The organism is Streptomyces sp. NPDC060209, from assembly GCF_042728155.1.
In the GTDB taxonomy this organism is placed as follows: domain Bacteria; phylum Actinomycetota; class Actinomycetes; order Streptomycetales; family Streptomycetaceae; genus Streptomyces.
Genome location: NZ_JBHWZS010000019.1, coordinates 1 through 20112 on the forward strand (window position 1 = coordinate 1; position 20112 = coordinate 20112).

At 70.6% G+C, this 20112-nt stretch carries 21 protein-coding genes and 1 pseudogene; 10 read left to right on the forward strand and 12 right to left on the reverse strand.

Going from position 1 to position 20112, the window contains the following annotated elements; genetic code table 11:
• Positions 1–842 (reverse strand): septum formation family protein (locus tag ACFWFI_RS06260; RefSeq protein ID WP_387386141.1); only part of this gene is annotated, 842 nt, incomplete at its 3' end.
• A 508-nt stretch (positions 843–1350) separates the two neighbouring features.
• Between ACFWFI_RS06260 and ACFWFI_RS06265 the strand changes: the two genes are divergently transcribed.
• Both ACFWFI_RS06265 and ACFWFI_RS06270 read left to right on the forward strand, forming a co-directional pair.
• Positions 1351–1491 (forward strand): hypothetical protein, encoded by a 141-nt coding sequence (locus tag ACFWFI_RS06265; protein ID WP_387386144.1) that lies wholly within the window; start codon positions 1351–1353, stop codon positions 1489–1491.
• Between the two features lie 25 nt (positions 1492–1516).
• Positions 1517–2014, forward strand: coding sequence for an anthrone oxygenase family protein (locus ACFWFI_RS06270; RefSeq protein ID WP_387386146.1), 498 nt, complete (start codon positions 1517–1519; stop codon positions 2012–2014).
• A 57-nt stretch (positions 2015–2071) separates the two neighbouring features.
• On the opposite strand, the gene ACFWFI_RS06275 is transcribed toward ACFWFI_RS06270, so the two are convergent.
• Positions 2072–2551, reverse strand: coding sequence for a GtrA domain-containing protein (locus ACFWFI_RS06275; RefSeq protein WP_387386148.1), 480 nt, complete (start codon positions 2549–2551; stop codon positions 2072–2074).
• Between the two features lie 235 nt (positions 2552–2786).
• Between ACFWFI_RS06275 and ACFWFI_RS06280 the strand changes: the two genes are divergently transcribed.
• Positions 2787–4319, forward strand: coding sequence for a hypothetical protein (locus ACFWFI_RS06280; protein ID WP_387386151.1), 1533 nt, complete (start codon positions 2787–2789; stop codon positions 4317–4319).
• Positions 4320–4346: 27 nt separating this feature from the next.
• On the opposite strand, the gene ACFWFI_RS06285 is transcribed toward ACFWFI_RS06280, so the two are convergent.
• Together ACFWFI_RS06285 and ACFWFI_RS06290 are read right to left on the reverse strand one after the other, a co-directional pair.
• Positions 4347–4823, reverse strand: a complete 477-nt coding sequence (locus ACFWFI_RS06285; RefSeq protein ID WP_387386153.1) for a hemerythrin domain-containing protein — start codon at positions 4821–4823, stop codon at positions 4347–4349.
• A gap of 139 nt (positions 4824–4962) precedes the next feature.
• Entirely contained in the window at positions 4963–5451 is a 489-nt protein-coding gene (locus ACFWFI_RS06290) for a YbaK/EbsC family protein (protein WP_387386238.1), read from the reverse strand.
• 441 nt (positions 5452–5892) lie between these two features.
• Between ACFWFI_RS06290 and ACFWFI_RS06295 the strand changes: the two genes are divergently transcribed.
• Positions 5893–6165 carry a hypothetical protein gene (locus tag ACFWFI_RS06295; protein ID WP_387386155.1) on the forward strand — a complete coding sequence of 91 codons (273 nt, stop codon included), beginning with the start codon at positions 5893–5895 and terminating at the stop codon, positions 6163–6165.
• 264 nt (positions 6166–6429) lie between these two features.
• On the forward strand, positions 6430–7449 hold the full coding sequence (locus ACFWFI_RS06300; RefSeq protein WP_387386157.1) for an alpha/beta fold hydrolase: 1020 nt from the start codon (positions 6430–6432) through the stop codon (positions 7447–7449).
• Positions 7450–7566: 117 nt separating this feature from the next.
• Here the strand turns inward: ACFWFI_RS06300 and ACFWFI_RS06305 are convergent, their stop codons facing one another.
• Together ACFWFI_RS06305 and ACFWFI_RS06310 are read right to left on the reverse strand one after the other, a co-directional pair.
• A complete protein-coding gene (locus ACFWFI_RS06305) occupies positions 7567–8367 on the reverse strand; it encodes an SAM-dependent methyltransferase (RefSeq protein ID WP_387386160.1) in 801 nt (266 codons plus the stop codon).
• Positions 8368–8577: 210 nt separating this feature from the next.
• A pseudogene (locus ACFWFI_RS06310) lies at positions 8578–9189 on the reverse strand (alpha/beta fold hydrolase); the annotation flags it as partial.
• A gap of 244 nt (positions 9190–9433) precedes the next feature.
• Here ACFWFI_RS06310 and ACFWFI_RS06315 point away from each other — a divergent pair.
• Both ACFWFI_RS06315 and ACFWFI_RS06320 read left to right on the forward strand, forming a co-directional pair.
• A complete protein-coding gene (locus ACFWFI_RS06315) occupies positions 9434–10084 on the forward strand; it encodes a hypothetical protein (protein ID WP_387386163.1) in 651 nt (216 codons plus the stop codon).
• A 79-nt stretch (positions 10085–10163) separates the two neighbouring features.
• The gene (locus tag ACFWFI_RS06320) at positions 10164–10874 is read left to right on the forward strand and encodes a hypothetical protein (RefSeq protein WP_387386166.1); all 711 of its coding nucleotides are present in this window, start codon (positions 10164–10166) and stop codon (positions 10872–10874) included.
• Positions 10875–10889: 15 nt separating this feature from the next.
• Here the strand turns inward: ACFWFI_RS06320 and ACFWFI_RS06325 are convergent, their stop codons facing one another.
• A complete protein-coding gene (locus tag ACFWFI_RS06325; RefSeq protein WP_387386167.1) occupies positions 10890–12041 on the reverse strand; it encodes a serine hydrolase domain-containing protein in 1152 nt (383 codons plus the stop codon).
• A gap of 207 nt (positions 12042–12248) precedes the next feature.
• Between ACFWFI_RS06325 and ACFWFI_RS06330 the strand changes: the two genes are divergently transcribed.
• Positions 12249–13241, forward strand: a complete 993-nt coding sequence (locus ACFWFI_RS06330) for a GbsR/MarR family transcriptional regulator (RefSeq protein ID WP_387386170.1) — start codon at positions 12249–12251, stop codon at positions 13239–13241.
• Positions 13242–13256: 15 nt separating this feature from the next.
• Here the strand turns inward: ACFWFI_RS06330 and ACFWFI_RS06335 are convergent, their stop codons facing one another.
• From ACFWFI_RS06335 to ACFWFI_RS06345, 3 genes are all read right to left on the reverse strand, one after another.
• Positions 13257–13388, reverse strand: coding sequence for a hypothetical protein (locus tag ACFWFI_RS06335; RefSeq protein ID WP_387386172.1), 132 nt, complete (start codon positions 13386–13388; stop codon positions 13257–13259).
• Between the two features lie 32 nt (positions 13389–13420).
• Positions 13421–14233, reverse strand: coding sequence for an SAM-dependent methyltransferase (locus ACFWFI_RS06340; RefSeq protein WP_387386174.1), 813 nt, complete (start codon positions 14231–14233; stop codon positions 13421–13423).
• Positions 14234–14315: 82 nt separating this feature from the next.
• Complete coding sequence (locus tag ACFWFI_RS06345) at positions 14316–15632, reverse strand: MFS transporter (RefSeq protein WP_387386177.1); 1317 nt, start codon at positions 15630–15632, stop codon at positions 14316–14318.
• A gap of 47 nt (positions 15633–15679) precedes the next feature.
• Here ACFWFI_RS06345 and ACFWFI_RS06350 point away from each other — a divergent pair, with 47 nt between their 5' ends.
• The gene (locus tag ACFWFI_RS06350; RefSeq protein ID WP_387386179.1) at positions 15680–16999 is read left to right on the forward strand and encodes a GntR family transcriptional regulator; all 1320 of its coding nucleotides are present in this window, start codon (positions 15680–15682) and stop codon (positions 16997–16999) included.
• Here ACFWFI_RS06350 and ACFWFI_RS06355 read toward each other — a convergent pair.
• On the reverse strand, positions 16976–18286 hold the full coding sequence (locus ACFWFI_RS06355; protein WP_387386181.1) for an MFS transporter: 1311 nt from the start codon (positions 18284–18286) through the stop codon (positions 16976–16978). The genes ACFWFI_RS06350 and ACFWFI_RS06355 overlap by 24 nt on opposite strands.
• A gap of 71 nt (positions 18287–18357) precedes the next feature.
• On the opposite strand from ACFWFI_RS06355, the gene ACFWFI_RS06360 reads away from it, so the two are divergent.
• Positions 18358–19350 (forward strand): GlxA family transcriptional regulator, encoded by a 993-nt coding sequence (locus ACFWFI_RS06360; RefSeq protein WP_387386184.1) that lies wholly within the window; start codon positions 18358–18360, stop codon positions 19348–19350.
• 6 nt (positions 19351–19356) lie between these two features.
• Here ACFWFI_RS06360 and ACFWFI_RS06365 read toward each other — a convergent pair whose 3' ends face one another.
• Entirely contained in the window at positions 19357–20013 is a 657-nt protein-coding gene (locus tag ACFWFI_RS06365) for a YceI family protein (RefSeq protein ID WP_387386186.1), read from the reverse strand.
• Positions 20014–20112 lie beyond the last annotated feature (99 nt).

A 20112-nucleotide genomic window follows, 5' to 3' on the forward strand; every position in this document is an offset into this window, starting at 1 on the left:
GTGGAGGCGAGCTTCAGCTCCTTGCGGGCGGCGACCGTCCTGTTCGGGTCGATGCCGGTGAACGCCAGGTCGTAGGCGACGTAGAAGTCGTCCGTGTTGCCGGCCGAAGCGGCGTCCTTCCACGCGTCCGCGGTCTCCTCCAGCTGTGAGCGGAGCTTGACGGTCTCCGGATGCACGATGCCCTTCAGGGATGCCAGGTGGGTGTTCAGCGCCGCGGAGACGGCCTTGGCCTGCTTCTTGTAGCCCGCGAGGTCCTCCTCGATCTGGTCCGCCTCGGGCTGGTTGCTCCAGAACGCCTCATAGACGGCGTTCGAGCCCTTCAGGTAGGCGAGCTGATCGGTGCTCAGGGACTTGTTCTCGAGCGAGCCGGAGAAGGTGCCCGACTCCTTGGCGTACGTGCAGCTCACGGCGCGGTCGCCGGTCTTCCAGCTCTCGCTGGTGGGGTAGTAGTAGAAGAGGTTGACGCCCACCGGCACCGCCCAGGTGTCGGAGATGAACTTCTGCGACTCCGCCGGGCACCGCTCGTCGGCGATCTTCGTCGCCCCGTCGTCCCCGGGGTACTCCGACTCCCCCTCGATGTCGAACTCGCCGACGACCTGGCCCTTGTGGGCCTCCTCGCACGGCACGATCTCGACGCTGACCTCCTCGCCCGCGGTCGCCCCACTGCTCGGGTTGTAGCAGTCGCCCTGGGAGAGCGAGAAGACCGACCGCGAACGAACCACCTTCTTGGCACCGGCCTTGGCGCTGTCGATGGCGTCGGCGCAGCCCACCGCACCGATCGCGAGAAGGGCGACGGCGGCGGATATGCCGCGCGCTGAACGGGACGTGACACCGAAGAACATGACGTGGGCATCCTCAAACGGAAGAGCTGTGAACAGGTGTGCGCATCGTATGGCATAAGTGTGACGGTGCTGTGCGCAGGTGATTTCCGTAAGGAGCCCCCTCCGCTCGTGCCGGTCGGCTGCGAAGGGGGAAGCGTTCGACCCGACGCTTGTGAACTCAGTCAATGGCCAACACGCTGGAGAGGTGGCAGCGACGGGAGCCCGACGGCTTCCGCCGGGCCTCCTTGCCGGAGGTCCGCTTCGCGCGTGATCCGGCAAGGAGGCCCGCACCGGCGGCGGCGGTCGGAGGGAAAGGCGACGAGTAGACGTCCAACTCACGTTGCGAGAACGGCCTCTGATGGACATTCGACGGAGAGCGCACCTATATGCCCGGAGCGGTGTCCCGCCGGACGCCGCCAGGGAGACCCCGGAAGAGACGGACGCGAGCGCGAACCTCCTCCGTCTCCTGATTACGTCGGCGGCCACGGACGGCACCTGCGAGACTCACGAAGCCGTACGGTCCGAACTGATGGCGGCGCTCCTGCGTGCGGACCGCCGACCGTCGTCGGCCTTCGGCGTCCACGTCCTGCGGCGCACCGGGCACGGCTGGGCCGGGCGGGACGCCGGAGCAGCCCTGAGCAGGGACAGTCGTGAGCAGGGACAGTCGTGAACTCCTCTTCCGTTTCGGAGCACACATGAGAACACTGCAGACCGTGACACTCCTCGCCTCGGCCGGGGGAGCCGCCCTGATGGCCGGGCTGTTCTGCGCCTTCGCGTACGCCGTCATGCCGGGCCTGTCGCGCACCGACGACCGGGCCTTCGTCCGGAGCATGCAGCACATCAACCGGGCCATCATCAACGGCTGGTTCCTGGTCCCCTTCCTGCTGCCTCTGCCGCTGCTCGTCCTGGCGACGGTCCTCGCCGTGAAGGGGCACAGTCCGGGAGCCCTGCCGTGGATCATCGCGGCGCTGGTCCTCCACGGGGCGGCGTTCCTCGTCACCGGGACGCAGAACGTCCCGCTCAACGACACGCTCGACAAGGTGCCGCCGGACGCCGCCCCCGAGCCGCTCCGGGACGCGCGAGCCGCGTTCGAGAGCCGCTGGGTCAGGTGGAACACCGTCCGCGCCGTCCTGCACACCGCGTCCCTCGGCGCGCTGCTCTGGGCGCTCTACCTCCATGGCGCGGCGAGTTGAGCCATCGGCCGCCGTCCGGAGGGACCCGCTGTGCCACGGCCGGCGGTGCCCGGTGGATCAGGCCGCGATGACGACGGCCGGCTTGGCCAGGGCGCTAGCCCTCGACGGCGCCGCGGGCGGGGCGAAGACCACCGTCCGCAGCAACGCGAACCGTCCGGCCCCGGCCACCGCGGACGCCGACAGATACACGGACTGTTCGACCAGCGCGGAGGGGGCGGACTGCACGGCGTGCAGCACGAGCAGAGCGGCGGTGGTGAACGCGTAGCTCACCGCCACCGTGAGTCCGGACTGCAGGTGGACCCGCCAGCCCTTGCGTTCGCTCCGGAAGGAGATCCGGCTGTGCAGCTCCGTCGCGATCACCGTGGAGACGACGGTGATCAGGGCGTTGGCGAGGACCAGCGGTATCCGGTCGCCGATCAGCACCAGCGCGCCACTCGCCGCCAGGCCGACACCGCCCCCGCAGACGACGAAGCGCAGGAAGGCCGTGACGAGCGGATGGGTGGCGCGCTTCGTCGGCAGGTGCGCTCGGGCGATCACGGGTGAGCCTCCGGGAGGGGTGCGGAACGGTGTTCTGATTCCACCCCACAACCTAGGGACGGCACGTCCCCCGAGCGATGCAGCCAGGCCCCGACTTTTATGGGGGGTATCCCCCATGAGGTCCTGGGGGACGCCCGGCCCACGACCCCCGTTCCGCGTGACTCCTGTCGCTCCTCTCTCGTTGACCAAGGCCGCGCCCCTCTGTCCTGCGGCGCGGGTGAGGACTGGAGCGGTCATGTACGGAACCCGGCCGATGCGTCCGGCGCAGCGGGCCCCGATCACCACCCGGCCCGGCGGATGGACATCCGGTCCGCTGCCTTGGCTGACGGCGGTCGCCGTGGTCTTCGCCGCAGTGCAACTGACGTTCGTCGTACCGGGTTCAGGCCTTGCGTGGGACGAGACCGTCTACGTCAGCCAGGTCGGGGGCAACGCCCCTCCCGCCTTCTTCAGCGCTCCGCGCGCCCGCGGGATCTCCTACCTCGTCGCTCCTGTCGCAGCGCTCACCACATCCACCACCGTGCTGCGGATCTACCTCGCCCTGCTGTCCGCCGCCGCCCTGCTCATCGCCCTCTGGATCTGGCGCAGGGTGCTGCCCACGCCCGTCCTCGTCGGCTCGGGCGCACTGTTCGCCGGTTTGTGGCCGACCCTGTTCTACGGCCCCGCGGCGATGCCCAACCTGTGGTGCGCCCTGGGTGCCCTTGCCGCGGCAGGCTGGGTCGTCAGGAGCCTGCGCGGTGCCGCCGGCCGGGCGGAGGCGGTCGGCGCGGGGGCAGCCGTGGCGCTGGTCGCTCTGATGCGGCCGGCCGACGGATTCTGGCTCGCGCTGCCGCTGGCCCTCGCGGTAGTCCTGGTACCCGGCCCACGCCTGCCCGGCCGGTGCGCCGCGATCGTCGGCGGACTCGTGGCGGGCTGCGCCCCCTGGACCGCAGAGGCGTACGCCCGTTACGGGGGCCTCGGTGCCCGACTGCACCGGGCCGGAGAGATCCAGGGTGGGCTCGGGTGGAACTTCGCCGTCGACGACCACCTGCGATCGCTCGCCGGCCGGACCCTGTGCCGCCCCTGCGACATCGCCTGGGAGAGCCCTGCCACCGCGGTGTGGTGGGTGGCGCTGCCCCTCCTCACGGCGGGCGGGATCGTGTCGGCCCGGCGCGCGGGCAGAGGCTCCGTGGCACTGCTGGCGACGGCGACCGGCTTCTCGATGGCGGTTCCGTATCTGTTCCTGGTCGAATACGCGGCCCCCCGCTTCCTGCTGCCCGCCTACGCGCTGCTGGCCGTACCGGTGGCCGAATACCTGGCGTCCCTCTTCGCCCGGAAGCGGCGCGCACGCCACCGGGTGGGCCTCGTCGCGCTGACACTGGCACTGGCGGCTCATCTCGGGATCCAGCTCTCCGCGCTCAGCCATGTGGTCCGCACCAGCCACGCCACGAGTGCGAAGTTCGCCGCGGTCGCCGGTGCGCTGAACCGGATGGGAGTGCGCCCGCCGTGCGTGGTCAGCGGGGACGACGCCGTGCCGATCGCCTACTACGCCGGCTGTGCCTCGCGCCAGACCGGTGGGCATGACGCGAGTATCACGCCCGAAGCCCTTCGCGCCCTCGCGCGCCGCGTACCGACGGCCGTCCTCGTGAAGGAGGGTGGCGCGCCGCCCCCGGTCACCGGCGGCTCGCGGGCGGTTCCCCCGCCCGGCCCCCGCGGCCAAGGGTCCCACCTGACCTATCTGCTGCCGGGCCCCGCCGCGGGCGGAACGGCGGCCGGCGGACCGTCCCGCTGACCGGAACGCCCGGGCGGCCGACCCGCGTCACCCACGTCCCAGGTCACCGGGTGCGTCCGGATGCGCCGCGCGCCACGCGGCCATGGAGCGGTCCCACTCGTCCCCGGAGAGCGCGGTGAGGGAGGCCGGGAACAGGCCGTCCTCCTCCTTGGCGATGTGCCGGTGCAACTCGTCGACGGCTTCGCGCAGCTGCACGACGTCCTCGGCGCGGCCCGGATCGACACGGCCGAGGAACGCGGCGAGCTCGCGGTGCTCCCGCACCAGGGCGTCGATGTAGCCGGCGTACTCCGCATCGCCCCCCATCACCGCGAAGAGCCCGTCCTCCTCGCCCTGCCAATGGGCGAGGAGTTCCCGCCCCATCCGGGCGATCAGCTCCCCGGCGAGGCCCGGATCGCCGTGGTCGAGGGCGCGAAGAGCATCTCCCGCAGCGTCCGTGACGGACTCGTGCTCCGCGATGAACTCCTTGATCAGCGGGATCTCACGGCAGCCGCAGTAATGGCACATGCGGCCACCGTAACCGGGTGCGCCCCATATGGGTGACATGGTGTCATTGCGGGCTTATGGTCGCTGTGGCTCCGGTGGGCAAGTCGCTGTGGCTCCGGTGGGCAACAGGACCAGCCTGCCGACGGCTAAGCCCCACGGGTCATCGGATGGCGGCCTCCGGGCCCTTCGCCACGATCGGCTGGATACGCGCCTCGACGCGACGAAGGTGCTCCCGGTAGTCCTGCGTGTTCAGAGCCAGGGAGCGGTCCAGCCGTGCGGCGTTGAAGAAGATCTCCTCGTGCTCCAGCACCCCGGGATCCACGATGAGTTCGAGATCCGGATGGAAGCTGAACGGCAGAATCGTGCCGCTGACGCTCCCGGACAGTGCTTCGGCCCTGTCCGCGGACGCGAACGACACGTAACTGCCCTCCGCCAGCGCCTTCAGACCCGGCAGGTCGACCCGGGCGTCTCCCGGGACGACAGCCAGGAAGTACCGCTTGGTGCGCTTGCCCGTCTTGACCATGACGACAAGGCACTTGGCCCCCTGCGCCACTGGGTGGCCCCGGTGGCGGCTGACCTCCTCGGTGCGCCCCTCGGGGGCGTGGTCGATGACGCGGTACCGGGCAGCGCTCTCGTCGAGCAGCGACATGAGCCGCAGATAGGCGGCGTCGTCGCCGACGGCTTCCGCGGGCTCCTGCGAGACGGACGCATACTGTTCGGGCACGTGTACCAATCCTTCGTCGAACATCCGCTTGACCTCGGTGATGTGTTGCAGTCACGACGATAAGGCTCTGCCGCCCGTGCGGTCCCGCTGTCGGCCGGACGGCAGGATCGCCGGGGATCACTCGGCAACTCACCGGTCCATTGGCCACGTTGGCGGTGCGGGTGATCAGCGGCCGAAGACCCCGGCACCTGCGCGCGGGCCCTGCTCACCAGCACGCCGAGGGGGCCACGGGCCACATCGGCGCCGGCCCACACCAGCCCGAGAACGAGCGACCGGCACTCACCACGGCGTAGGCCGTCAATCGCCCTGAGACCCTCACCGAACGCAACCGGCTCAGGGGCTCCGGACAGCCCTTAGGGTCGCGGCATGACCAGAACAATCATATGGCTCCTCGCATGCGCCGGGTTCGGTGTCACCCTGTGGCTGCTGACCGGCGCACCGGACATCAGCTCGGGCTACCCCAACTCGAAGTGCCATTCCGTCCTCGGCAGCGAACAGGGTGCCGGCTACGGGTCGATGGAGAACGGGGTGGACGCGACGTGTGCCTCCCTCCAGACGCGACGCCTGGGGTGGGCGGTACTGGTGTCGGTGCCGACGGTGGTGCTGGCGGCGGCAGGGATGCGCAAGCAGGGCACCTGAGCCGGTCAGGGGCCCCGCGCCGTCGCGGACGTACCCACGAAACCATGGCGGACGAGGGGGCGTTGCCTGCGAAGGTGGTGCCGCGATGATCACAGGGCGCGTCTCCCGGTGTCACCACCCCGCGCGTGTTACGAATGCCGGGGCGGCGGACAGCCGCCCCGAATCCCACCCGGGCGCCGCCTGAAACGTCCCGGTAATCCGCTCGGCGCGGGAGCTTCCTACCCTCGCTCGGGAATCGTCGGAGCAGCAGACGGAGGCGGTGCCGTGGCCGGCGCACCAGCACGCGGACGACAGGCCGAGCACAGTGTGGGGCTGTCCCACCGGATCATCCACGGCTACCGCCGTGCGTACAGGATGGCGGGGGAGGGACCTGCCATCCTGCTCATCCACGGAATCGGCGACTCCTCCGCGACCTGGGCGGAGGTCATCCCCGAGCTGGCCCGCCACCACACCGTGATCGCCCCCGACCTCCTCGGCCACGGAGCCTCCGACAAGCCCCGGGCCGACTACTCGGTGGCCGCCTACGCGAACGGCATCAGGGACCTGCTGGGCGTCCTGGGCATCGAACGTGCCACCCTGGTCGGCCATTCGCTCGGCGGCGGTGTGGCCATGCAGTTCGCCTACCAGTACCCCGAACGCACCGACCGGCTCATCCTGGTGAGCGCGGGCGGCGTGGGGCGGGAGGTCAACCCCGTCCTGCGAGCGGTGTCGCTCCCGGGCGCCGACCTGATGCTGTCCACACTGCGCCTGCCCGGCATGCGCAGCCAGGTCGGCCTCTTCACCCGGTTGATCAAGCTGCTGGACACCGACCTCGGCCAGGACGCGGGTGAGCTGCTCGACCTCGTGGACGCCCTGCCCGACACCACGTCCCGCAGCGCGTTCATCAGTACACTGAGGGCGGTGGTCGACTGGCGCGGCCAGGTGGTCACGATGCTGGACCGCTGCTATCTGGCCCAAGGTATGCCCACGCTCCTGCTGTGGGGATCACGCGACAGCGTGGTCCCCGTGCACCACGCCTACGGAGCCCATGCGGCCATGCCCGGCAGCCGACTGGAGATCTTCGAAGGCGCGGGCCACTTCCCCTTCCACCACGATCCCGCCCGGTTCCGTGCCCTCGTGGAGGACTTCATGGGCACCACGGCCCCGGCCGACTGGAGCCAGGAACGCTGGCGCGAACTCCTCCGGGCCGGCAGGCCGGGCAGCACGGACGGCGCGCCGGACCCCGCGTTCGACAGCGCTGTGGACCGCGACCTCCGGGAGGCGAGCGAACGCAGCGCGACGTGAGGGCGCAGGCGGCCACGGTTCAGCAGCCATACCGAACTGTGGCCCCGGCCCCGCCCCTCACGCACCGGCCGCAACCGGGACTCGCGAACCCTGTACGCAGGGGCGGGTAACCGGCCGTTACGCCTTGCGGGCTACGGCGCACCACATGGGCAGGGTGTCGTCCGGAGTGTCGGACGGTCCGGGATGCCAGCGGGTCAGGGTGACCACGCCCGGTTCCAGGATCTCCAGGCCCTCGAAGAAGCGTTCCACCTCTTTCTGGGTGCGCGGGGTGGCGGAGGCGTGGCTGGCGGCGCGCTCGTTGTAGATCCGCATGGACTCGGCGACTTCGGGGGCCGTGACGTCGGCGGCCGGGTGGGACAGGACGAGGTAGCTGCCGGGGGCGAGACGGTCCAGCAGCCGACGGGTGATGTCCCACGGGTCCTCGGCGTCCTTGATGTACTGCAGGATCGCCACCAGCATCAGGCCGACCGGCCGGCTCAGATCCAGGGTGCGTGAGGCCTCGTCGAGAATCGTGTCCACGTCCCGTGCGTCCGCCTGCACGTAGTCGGTCTGCCCTTCGGGGCCGCTGACCAGCAGCGCCCGGGCGTGGGTGAGCACGATCGGGTCGTTGTCGACGTACACGACCCGCGATTCGGGAGCCTCCTGCTGGGCCACCTCGTGGGTGTTCTCCGCAGCGGGAATGCCCGTGCCGACGTCCAGGAACTGACGGATCCCGGCCGCCGAGAGGTGACGTACGGCGCGGCCGAGGAAGGCCCGGTTGGCCCGGACCGACGGCACGATCGTCGGGTTCGCCCCTGCGGCGAGCTCGGCTGCCTCCTGGTCCACCGGATAGTGATCCTTGCCGCCCAGCCAGACGTTGTAGACACGGGCGGGATGCGCGCTCGTGGGATGGGGAGTGGGCAGCGGGTATTCGTTCATCGTTCGTCACCTCGTGCGGCCGAGAGGCCAGGTCGGACTCGTGTTCGGTCACGGTACCCCTTGATCCGCCGCTCGCTGCTGATCGACGGAGTCGGTCGATGTACCACCAAGTCCCATGTACGTTCGCGTGCTGACTACCCGCCAAGTCCGACGGTCGTTGCCCGGCCTCCGCCAGGACGAATGGGTCCGCGAACGTCGCAGTCCGTCGTGTCAGCGCCCGGCCGTGTGGTCCAGGACGGCGGCGGTCAGTGGAGCGAGGACCTGCCGGGGAAGCGTATGGCCCATGCCGGGGATCTCGATCACCCGGGCCCCGAGGAACGCCTGGGCCAGATGGTGTGGGTGCGGGGGAGGGAAGACCGGTTCGGCCGGGGCGGAGATCACGAGGGTCGGTACGTCCGTGCTCGCCAGCTCCTCGGTGCGATCCATGCCGGCGGTGCCGGCACGGGCGTGCGCTGTGCCGGTGGTGCGGTGGCCGGTGTGCTCGATGATCTCCCGTTCCATGGCGCGTGCGCGCTCGGCGTCGAACGGGATCTGATCGCCTCCCAGTGCCCGCCAGTGCTCGACCCGGCGGTCCAGCTCGGCCTCCAGGCCCCGATCCGTGACCGGGAGAGCCCACAGCTCCAGGACATGGGGCGCGATGCCGGGAAGGTCTTCCGGCGCGACGCGTGTGCCGTCCGGGCGGGTGTACGGGGCGGTGCTGAGCGCCGACGTGCCGAGCAGAGTGGCGCTCAGCAGGCGGTCCGGATGGTCGGCGATCAGCAGTTGGGCGAGCATTCCTCCGAGCGACAGACCCATGATGTGAGCCCGGTCCGCGCCCACGGCATGGCCATGGCCCTCCCGCGCTCCGAGGCGAACCGAGACGTTGCGTCTCGTTTATTGACTGTAGCGCACTTCTCGCGTGCCCGGCGGTGTGCCGGGCGACCGCGTGGCCGGGCGACCGCGTCGGCCGGGTGGGCGAGGGTGCCGGCCCACTGAGGTCAACATCTAGGGTGGTGTCTCCGGCGGAGCTGCCGGACATGGCGGCAGCCGGTGCGGAACGAAACCGAGGACAGCGGTGGCGGGGGACATGAGCGGGAACAGGCCGACAGCGATACCCGGAGCGGTGGCTGCGAAGTCGGGGGCTCCCGGGGCCCCTGTGTCCGGTGCCCGGAAGGCCGTCGGCTCCCTGGTGTGGGCGGTGGGGCTCCCGGCCGTGATGATTCTGGGCGCAGGGATCGGCCAGTGGGTGACCTGGATCGGCGTCGTCGTCATGCTGGCGGCCGTCGCGGTCGCCGCGTGTCTGATCGGTGGCGCCTGGCACCGGGCCGGCGCCGCGACGCTGGCCTCGGTGGCCGGATTCCTGCTGATGCTCTTCGCGGGGCCCGCGGTGTACGAGGCGTACATGATGACGGTGGGTGAGCCCGCCGCCGCGGTGGTGACCGAGGTGACCGACCGTCACAACCGCCGGGGCGCCGACATGTTCTGCTCGGTCCAGGAGGCCGGCGGCGACCGTGCGACGTACGAGGTCTCGCAACAGGAGAACTGCTTCGGGCAGGCTGAGGTGGGGGACCGGGTCGAGATCCGCAAGGACCCGCTCGGCCTGCTGGACCCACGGCTGCCCGATGGTCCGGATCAGGAGAACACCACCGAGATCACCGTCGCAGCCACCGCAGGCCTCACCCTGCTGACCGCCGCTGCCACGTTCTACGGAGGGCAGCGTCGGCGGCAGTACACATAGCCGGGATGGCGGTGCCAGGTGCTCGACCCCTGCCCTTGCATGTGCCGTAGTCTGATCCGCTCACCTTCTGGGGGCCTGTGTGCGCGCGATATCGACTTCCGCGACGGCGGTACTGGCCGTCCTGCTCCTGGGAACGGCCGTCACCGGCTGTGCGGGCGGGGCGGGGCAGGAAAAGGAGCTCTCCGCCGACGAGTTGCTGGACGAGGCGCACAGGACGATGGGTGCGCTGAAGACGGTCACCATCGCGTCGTCGACCACTGCCACGGCCGGCAGCAGCTACTCGAGTCGGCAGACCACCGATCTCAAGGGCCGGTGCACGAACAAGATCACCTGGACCGACGGGGGCAGCCTCGAACAGATCCGGATCGGTGACACCGATTACGTACGTCCGGACCGCGTGTACCTCGAGCGATGGTCGGGTCACAAGGCGGCCACCGCCAAGGATCAGAGCCGCTGGATCAAGACCCCGGCCGACAACGCGAAGCCCGGGGACGGGCTGGTCGACTGCACCTGGCCGTTCAGTGCCTTCGGGACGGCCGCGAAGGGCGACCGGACCGAGATCGGTGGCCGCCCGGCTGTTGCGCTGCGGGTGACCGACGGGGCCGACACGGCCGAAGGGAAGGGCACTTACACCTTCTACGTCGCCACCGAAGGCGAGCCGTACCTCCTCCAGGTCGTCTACAAGGGCACCGACTACCGCAGTACCACCGCGTTCAGTGCCTTCGACGAGCCGTTGGGCGTGCGGGCCCCGGCCGGGGACGACGTACTGGACGCCGCCGACGCCGGTTAGGCGGTTTCGCTCGGATCAGTTCGAACCGGAGGAAGTTGGTCCGAACGGGACGGCCCGGTTCGCTCGTGCGGTGCCCGAGTCGGCACCGCGGCTGAACTCGGCTTCCAGGAGTTCGGTGAAGATGCCGATGGGGTCCTCCCAACGCCCCTCCGCCCAATCGGCGTTGATGTTCACTGCCAGCATGTGTGTGCCCTTGCGTGTGCCGTAGACGTACGACCAGGAGCCGAAGAGCGCGCCGCCCATGCCCCAGGCCGCCGTGCCGGAGGGCAGGAGCAGGCGGGAAACGCCGAGACCGTAGTCGGCACCCGGGAGCCAGTTCTCCGTCGGGACCGTGGTGAACATCTCGCACTGCTGTTCCGGCCGGAGGAGGCGCCCTCCGAGCAGTGCTGCGAAGAACTGGTTGAGGTCGGACACGGTGGAGATCATGCCGCCCGCCGCCCAGTACGGGCTCGTCTCGAGTTCCGTGACGTTGTGGACCGTGGCGTCCGGGTCGGGGGAGAACAGTTTGGTGTAGTGGCTCGAATGTGGTCCGGGGAGTGCTGGATCGGCGCCGAGCGGCAGGCTGGTTCCCGTCAGGTCGAGCGGGCGGGCGAGACGGTCCGTGATCTCATCGGCGAGCAGCCTGCCGGTCACGCGCTCAATGATCATCCCGGCGAGGACGTAGTTGGTGTTGGAGTACGCCCAGCCCGTCCCGGCCGGGAAGTCGGCCGGATGCGACACGGCGATCTCCACGAGTTCCCCGGGCGTGTAACTCTCCTGCCTGCTCAGCGCCGGCCGGTCATGGGTGTGGCTGAAGACTCCGCTGGTGTGGTTGAGGAGCTGCCGGACAGTGATGCTGGTGCCGTCGTGCCCGTTCCCGGTGAGCACGCCCGGTAGCCATCGTTCCACCGTGTCCTCCAGGGCCAGTTGGCCCTCGGACACGAGTTGCAGGACCACTGTGGCGGTGAAGGTCTTGGTGATGCTGCCGATCCGGAACCGGTCCTCGTGCCCGCGCGCCCGACGCGTCCGTGTGTCGGCGACCCCCGCCGTGCCGAACCAGTGCGTGCCGCCGTCACGGACCTGAGCAAGAATTCCCGGTACTCCCCCTTCTCGCACCGCTTGGTCGAGCACGCGCTGGGCGGAGTCGTTGTTCCTGGTGACGTGCGCTGCGGGCGTGGCGTCTTCCATGTGAACCCCTTGGTTTCATCTTTTCGCGACACCTGAAAGCTACGTTGCACATGGATCCGCAGACGCCGCACAAGCCTTGGGATCTCCGGGAACCGGGCAGTTCCCCGGACCTTGTAGCGTTGCCGGTGACGGCTAACGCAACGCACGGGGGTGCGCGGAGTCGGTCGCGTGCGGCCGGCTCGCGGTACCCGCGGTGGGAGGGCGGAAATGGGCGGCAGGAGACTCACCGCGGAGGACCGCCGGGACGTTGAGGCGGGGCTGGCCGAGGACTTGCCGTACGCCGCGATCGCCCGACGGCTGGGACGGTCGACTTCGACCGTCAGCAGGGAGGTCGCCCGCAACGGCGGACCCGGCGGGTACCGTGCGGAACACGCCGACCGGGCCGGCGCCTGGCAGCGACGCCACCGGCTTCCTCGGCCTGCGACGCCACCGACCGCCGACGCCACGCACGGGCAGGAATCCGCGGCCGTTCACGCCTACGTGGACAGATTCGCGACGATGGTGATCGGGACCGGACTGCCCCGCACGGCAGCCAGGGTGCTGGCCAGCCTGGTGACTGCCCCCGCCGGTGCTCGGACTGCTGCCGAACTCGCCCAACGACTGCGGGTCAGCCCGGCCTCGGTGTCCAAGGCCGTCGGGTACCTCGAACGGCTCGACGTCCTCACACGCGAGCACGAGCCCGGCCGTCGCCGCGCACGCTACGTCATCGACGACGACGTCTGGCTCCGCGCCTGGCTGACCAGCGCCCGGAAGAACGCGGTGTGGGCCGAGACCGCCCAGGAGGGTGCTGACCTGTTCGGCCTCAGCACCCCTGCGGGAGCACGGCTTGAGGCAATGCGGCAATTCTTCGCCGGAATCCACCGGGACATGACAGGCCCGCCGGTCGACGCGCCCCTCGACGACGCGATGACCGTGCTTGCCGCCCTCCTCCACGCGGCCCGGCCACTCACCACCGGTGAACTCGCCGCCGCCCTCGGCTGGCCGCAGGCGCGCGCCGCCACCGCTGTGCAAGCCGCCGAGCGCCGGCCGGAGGTCTGCCGGCCACTGACACTTCAGCGCACTCCCTCCGGCGCACACCGGGTCGCAGCCCAGCACGGCAGGCTCACCCCGGCGCAGCGCACGGCTCTGACCCAGCGTCCAGGACGATGCCCGATCGGGAGCCCGGACGAACCCGGCTGGATCATTGCTCCAGGCGATTGATGGCTCGGCAGCAGGTCAGCGGCAGGCGCTGAGCATCGCGGACGGCGGTGGCACGGCCTCGTCCGAGTCGGGTCCACTCACCATGGAGACATGGACCAGCTGCCCGGACGCCCCGGCGAGCGCCCTGGAACCACCGAAGGAAGCCACCGGCTCCCGGTCGGGCGCCGAGCAGGGGAGCGTCACGGCTTGCGGGCCAGGCCGCCGTGCTCGCCTATGGGCTGAGGGGCGGGCGCTGTGGTGTCCGGGCGCCAGAGGGGGACCGATACGACCCCGGGGTCCAGGAGTTCGAGGCCGTCGAAGAACGCCGTGATCCGGTCGACGGGGCGCAGGAAGTACGGGATGGCGCCCGTGTCGTTGTAAGCGTCCTGGGCCTGTTCGTAGTCGGCGTCGACACCTCGGGAACCGTCGTTGATGGAGAGGTAACTGCCGGACGGCAGCCCGTCCATCAGGCGGGTGACGATCGCGCGTGCCTGATCGTGGTCGGCGACGTGGCCCAGGATGTTGCTGAGGATCAGAGCGGTGGGGCGGCTCAGGTCGAGGGTCTCGGCGGCGGCCGACAGGATGCGGTCGGGGTCGGCCAGGTCCGCGTCCATGTATGCGGTCGCGCCCTCGGGGGTCGAGGTGAGCAGAGCACGGGCGTGCGCGAGGACCAGGGGATCGTGGTCGACGTAGACGATCCTGGCTTCCGGGGCGAGCCGTTGGGCGACCTCGTGGGTGTTGTCCTCGGTCGGCAGGCCGGTACCGACATCCAGGAACTGCCGGATGCCGGCCTCGGTGACCAGGTGGGCGATGGTGCGGCCCAGGAAGGCGCGGCTGCTGCGGGCCACGGTGACGATGCCCGGGAAAACGGCGCTGTACGCGTCCCCGGCCTGCTCGTCGACGGGGTAGTTGTCCTTGCCGCCCAGCCAGTAGTTCCAGATCCGGGCCGAGTGCGGCACCGACGTGTCGATCCCTTGCTGCGCGGAGCCGGGCACTGTCGCGTGGTCGGTCATGAGTACCGTTCCGTCTTTCAGCCGGGGCGTGAACCGTTCGATACACAACTTACGTCCCAATGTGCTTGAGGGGCACGCCAGTTCACCTCGATGCGTTCATGCTCTCCGCCGCAGGCACCGCCGGTGCGGCGGATGGCCTGACGAGTCGGTGCTGCGCCAGGCAGGCCAGCACGAGTGTGGCGCCGAGCACCGGCCAGGCGAACGCGCCGGCGCTCACGGCGGCCCCGACGACGACGGGGCCCAGGCTTCGCTGTGCCGACTGGGCCAGGCCGTGCACACCGAGGTAGGCGCCCTGCGCCTCGCCGGGCGCGAGGGCGACGGAGAGCTCCCAGGACGAGAGCGAGTGCAGGATCTCGGCGAGCGTGAAGGCGACCGCCGCGAGGAGGACGGTCGCTGTGGCGAACCAGGGTCCACCACCGGCCGAGGCCGCGAGCGCCACTCCACCCGTCAGGAAGGCCGCGCCGATCGGGACGAGCAGGCGGCGGGCGGCCGCCCTCGTCTCCCCGAAGCGTGAGAGAGGGACCTGGAGCGCGATCACCAGCACGCTGTTGAGGACGAGGACCAGCGGTGCCAGCCCGACCGGGGCGCTGGTGGCGTGGACGATCCACAGCGGGAAGCCGACCTGGAGGATGCTGTCGTCCAGGAACAGCCAGATCTCCGAACCGGTGAACGCGAGGTAGCGGCGGTCCCGCCAGGGTGTCACCGCCTCGGTCCGGGAGACGGGGAGGCCGGACCGGGCCCGAGGGGCGTCGTCCCCGGCGGGGGCGGCCGGCCCGGCGACGACTCGACCGGGTGCCGGAGGTTCCGCGCAGCGGAGGGTCAGGACCCCGATGACCACGTACGAGGCGACGTTGGCGAGCAGGAGAGCCTGGTAGGAGGCGGTGGTGCCCACGGTCAGCGCGGCGGCCGCTCCCGCCGCGCCGACGGCCCACCCGATGTTCACGGCGGTGCGCTGGATGGCCTGGTAGCGGATGCGATGGGGGCCTGCGACTCGTGCGGCGAACAGCTTGGTGAGGACGCTCGACGCGCGGTCGGGCAGGGAACCCAGCGCCGAGAACAGCACCAGCAGCGCATAGTCGTTCGTCGTCAGCAGGGCCAGGAGTGCGGCGCCTCGCGCCAGTTGGGCGACGACCAGGATGCGTGTCACGGGGAAGCGGTCGGCCAGCCGTCCCGCGAGCGGGGGACCGGCTACGCCGAGGATGCCGGACAGGCCCATGAGCATGCCGATCTGAGCGATCGACAGATGGGCGACGTAGATGAAGTAGAGCGTGGCGGCTCCACTCCACAGGCCGGTGCCCACCTTGTCGATGACGGCGACCACCAGCATGCGCCGTCCGTCGCGGCCGCCCGGAATGACAAGGCGCCGGGTGAACGGCACTCGTTTCGACCTCGGTTCCATCGGGATCCCCCTTGACACACATTTTGTATCGGTACAAACTGATCTCTGTGGCAGAACAATATGGGATCGTCGGGAGTACGGCCAGGGAGATTTCGGCGTCCGTCGAAAGTCGCGTGGCCGACGGCACGCTGCAGCCGGGTGCCTCGCTGCCTCCCGTGCGGCGGCTCGCCGAGGGGCTCGGCGTCAGCGCCGGGACGGTCGCGGCGGCCTACAAGGAGCTGCGCGGACGCGGGGTGGTGGTGACCCTGGGGCGCGGCGGCACGGTGGTGGCGTCCGCTCCCGCCGTCACCTCGCGACGGCCTCCGCGAGTGCCCGCCGGGCTGCGCGACCTGGCGGGCGGCCACCCCGATCCCGCCTGCCTCCCGGTGCTGGCCCCGCCCGCCCGTGTGGAGCCCGTGCCCGGATCGCACCGTGCCTCGCCGAGGCTCACCGCGCTCGAGGACGCGGCCCGCGCGTGGCTGGACCGCGACGGTGTGCCCACCGGTTCGGTGACCTTCGCCCACGGTGCTCTGGACTGTGTCGCCAGGCTGCTGTCCACCGAACTCAAACCCGGTGACGCCGTGGCCGTCGAGGATCCGGGCTTCCACCATCTGCTGGACCTGGTGCCTGCCTTGGGGCTGCGCATGCTGCCGGTGACGGTCGACGACGCAGGCATGCGCCCGGAGGCGCTTCGCACCGCACTGCGCACGGGGGCCCGGGCCCTGGTGTGCAGCCCTCGTGGCCAGAGCCCGCTCGGCGCCCGCTTCACCCCGGGGCGCAGGGACGAACTCCTGGCCGTGCTACGCGACTTCCCCGACGTGCTTGTCGTGGAGGACGACCACAACGCGGACATCGCCGGTGCGGACGCGGTGACCCTCGCATCCGGCGGGCTGCCCCGCTGGGCCCATGTGCGTACGGTGTCCAAGCACCTCGGGATCGATCTGCGCTGGGCCGCCCTCGCCTGTGACCCTGCAACCCTCGCGCGTCACGACGGACGGATGCTGCTCACGTCCGGATGGGTCAGTCACATCCTTCAGGCGACCGTCGCGGACCTGCTGACCGACCCGACGGTGACACGGCTGGTGGCCGGTGCGGCCCGCACGTACACCACCCGCCGCGACGCACTGGGTGCGGCGCTGAGGGAGCACGGCATCACCTCCCAGGGCGTGAGCGGCCTCAACGTGTGGGTGCCCGTCCGGGACGAGTCCGCCGTCGTCAACGGACTGCGCACCCGCGGCTGGTGGATCGCGGCAGGAACGCGCTTCCGCATCGCGTCGCCTCCCGGCGTACGTGTCACGACCGCCACCCTCACTCCCGCCGAAGCCGGCGACCTCGCGCGGGACTTCGCGGACGTGCTCGCGGAGTCACAGGCGGTCTACGGCGGTTAGGCACGGTCCGGCAGCAGCACGATCGGCCGGGGCGGTGCGCCGGACGAGCAATGACAGCAGAGCCGCCGCGGCGCACAGGGCGCCGAGTGCCACCCAGACGGGACCGTACGTCCCGAAGGCGTCGCGGGCGGCTCCACCTCCGTACGCGGCCAGGGCGGCGCCGACCTGGTGGGCCGCGCTGACCCAGCCGAAGGCCACCGCCCCGGTGTCGCCGTAGAACTCACGGCACAGCGCGACGACCGGCGGGACCGTGGCGAGATCGAGCAGACCGAAGGCGATGACGAACACCATCAGCGACGGCTGCACCGTGGCGCTCATCAGCAGTGGCAGACACATCAGGAGGAGACCGCGCAGGGCGAAGAAGACCGCGAGCAGCCGTCGTGGATCGCGGCGGTCCGTGGCCCACCCGGACGCGACGGTGCCGATCACGTTGAAGACCCCGATCGCCGCGAGCAGGGAGGACGCGGTGGTGGCGGGCATGCCGTGGTCGTGGGCGGCCGGGGTGAAGTGGGTCCACATGATGCCGTTGGTGGAGGCCCCGCAGACGGCGTACGCACCCGCCATCAGCCAGAACGGGCGGGTGCGCGCAGTGTCGCGCAGGACCGTCAGCGCCCTGCGGCCCGCGCCTCGGGCGGGAACGGGCCTCGGCACGGGACCGTCGGCGCCGTAGGGCTCACGGCCGACGTCGGCGGGGTGGTCCCGCAGCACGAGCCACATCAGCGGCGCGGTGACACACGCCGCGAGCACGAGGGTGACGAGGGAAGGGCGCCAGCCGTGGTGGTCCACGATCCAGGACAGGGCCGGAAGGAACACCATCTGCCCGAAGACGCTCCCGGAGGCAAGTACACCGGTGACCAGGCCACGCTGCCGAACGAACCAGCGCTGGGTGACGGTGGCGCCGAAGGCCGTGGCCATGGAGCCCGTGCCGAGGCCGACGAGCATGCCCCAGTAGAGGGTGAACTGCCAGGCCGTGGTCATGACGGTGGTGAGCGCGGCGCCCGACGCGATGATCACGAGGGCGACGACCACGACACGGCGGATGCCGAAGCGGTCCATCAGCGCGGCGGCGAACGGGGCGGTGAGACCGTAGAGGACCATGTTCACCGATGCCGCCAGGCCGATCGATCCGCGGGACCAGCCGAATTCCCGGTGCAGGGGGCCGGTGAGCAGGCCGGGCAGGGTCGAGAAGGCGCCCGCCACGATGATGGCGATCAGCGCGGCGGACGCCACCCACCAGGCGCGGTGCCCGAGGCGGCTGCGGCGCGAGAGGCCGTTGACTGAATCCATGCGTTCGATGGTCATCGCCTGCCCGCGGGGCAACCACTGGCGAGATGGACTACTTCTGCAAGAATCCGGCCATGGCTGCACGGAAGAGGCATCAGGTGGTCGTACTCGTCCGGCCGGGGCTGCTGCCCATGGAGCTAGGCATCGTGCACCGGCTGTTCGGGCAGGCGGTCTCGGCTTCCGGTGAACCCCTGTACGAGGTCGTCACCTGCACACCGCGACCGGGCGTGGTGCCGACGGACACCGACTTCACCATCAACGTGGCCGTCGGTCCCGAGGCTCTGGAGAACGCGGACACCGTCGTCGTGCCGGCCGCCCAGGAGGACTACGAGCCGCAGGAACGCGGGCGGATCAGCACCGAGGTGGCCCATGCCCTGGCCCGCGTGCCGCGGGGAGCGCGGGTGGCGTCCATCTGCACCGGCTCGTTCGTCCTGGCGGCTGCCGGGCTGCTGACGGGACGGCGGGCCACGACGCACTGGAAGTCGTGCGAGGAGTTCCGGGCGCTCTACCCGGAGATCGAGGTGGACGCCGACGTGCTGTACACCGATGACCGCGGGGTCCTCACCTCGGCCGGTGTGGCCTCGGGCGTCGACCTCTGTCTCCACATGATCCGGACCGACCACGGAGCCGAGGTCGCCAACACGGTCGCCCGCGGGACCGTCGTGCCACCCCACCGGGAAGGCGGTCAGGCCCAGTACATCGAACGCCCGGTCACCCCGCCCGAGCAGTGCTCGACGGGACCGGCCCGGGAGTACGCCTTGCAGAACCTTGAACAGCCCATGACGCTCGCCGCGTTGGCCGATCGCGCCTCGATGAGTGTGCGGACCTTCAACCGGCGGTTCCGGCAGGAGGCCGGGCTCACTCCCATGCAGTGGATCGTCCAGCAACGCGTCGACCGGGCACGGCAGTTGCTGGAGCGGACGGACCTGCCCGTGGACCGGATCGCCGCCGACGCCGGCTTCGGGACCGGCACCGCGCTGCGGCAGCACTTCCACGCGGCACTGGGGGTGTCACCGCGCGCGTACCGCTGCACGTTCAGGGGCGCGGCGGCCGGCCCGGTCGCGTGACAGGGGTCAGCCGGCGGAGGGGGTGCGGATGGCGGCGATGTCGAACTGCAGGCGCAGCCTCTCGCTGACCATGGCGCCGCCCTCGGCCAGCCGGGCGTTGTAGGTCAGACCCCAGTCGGAACGGTTGATGGTGGTGGTCCCGTCGAAACCCACGCGCTCGTACCCGAACGGGTCGGTGACGTAACCGATGTACGTGAGGTCCAGGACCACGGGGCCGGTGATGCCCCGGATGGTGAGGTCACCGGTCATGCGGTAGACGTCCTTGCCGACGAGCTGCACGGAGGTGCTCGCGAAGGTCATACGGGGGTGCTTCCTGGCGTCCAGGAAGTCGCGGCCGGTCAGGTGTGCGTCGCGCTGCTCCACACCCGTGTCGACACTCGCGGTGGAGAGCGAGATGTCGGCCCGGGAGCGGGCCGGGTTGCGACCGTCGAAGTAGAGGCGGCTCTCGTACTCCAGGAACGCGCCGCGCACCGTCGTCACCATGGCGTGCCGCACGGAGAAGCCGATCCTGCTGTGCGCGGGGTCGATCATCCACTCTCCGGTGAGAGCGGCCAGGCGGGGATCTGGCAGAACTGCAGCACCGGCGGCCGCCGGGGCGGCAGTTGGCTCCTCCGTGCGGGGCTCCGGACGGCGGAGCAAGGAGCTGCGGCTGAAGAGGTTCATGAAACATTTAGTTACTCTGAGGTAAGTGGCACCCGCAAGAGCTGATCAAGGAACCCCAACATTCGAGGTCAGACCTTCACAAGGTGACGTACCGGCGGA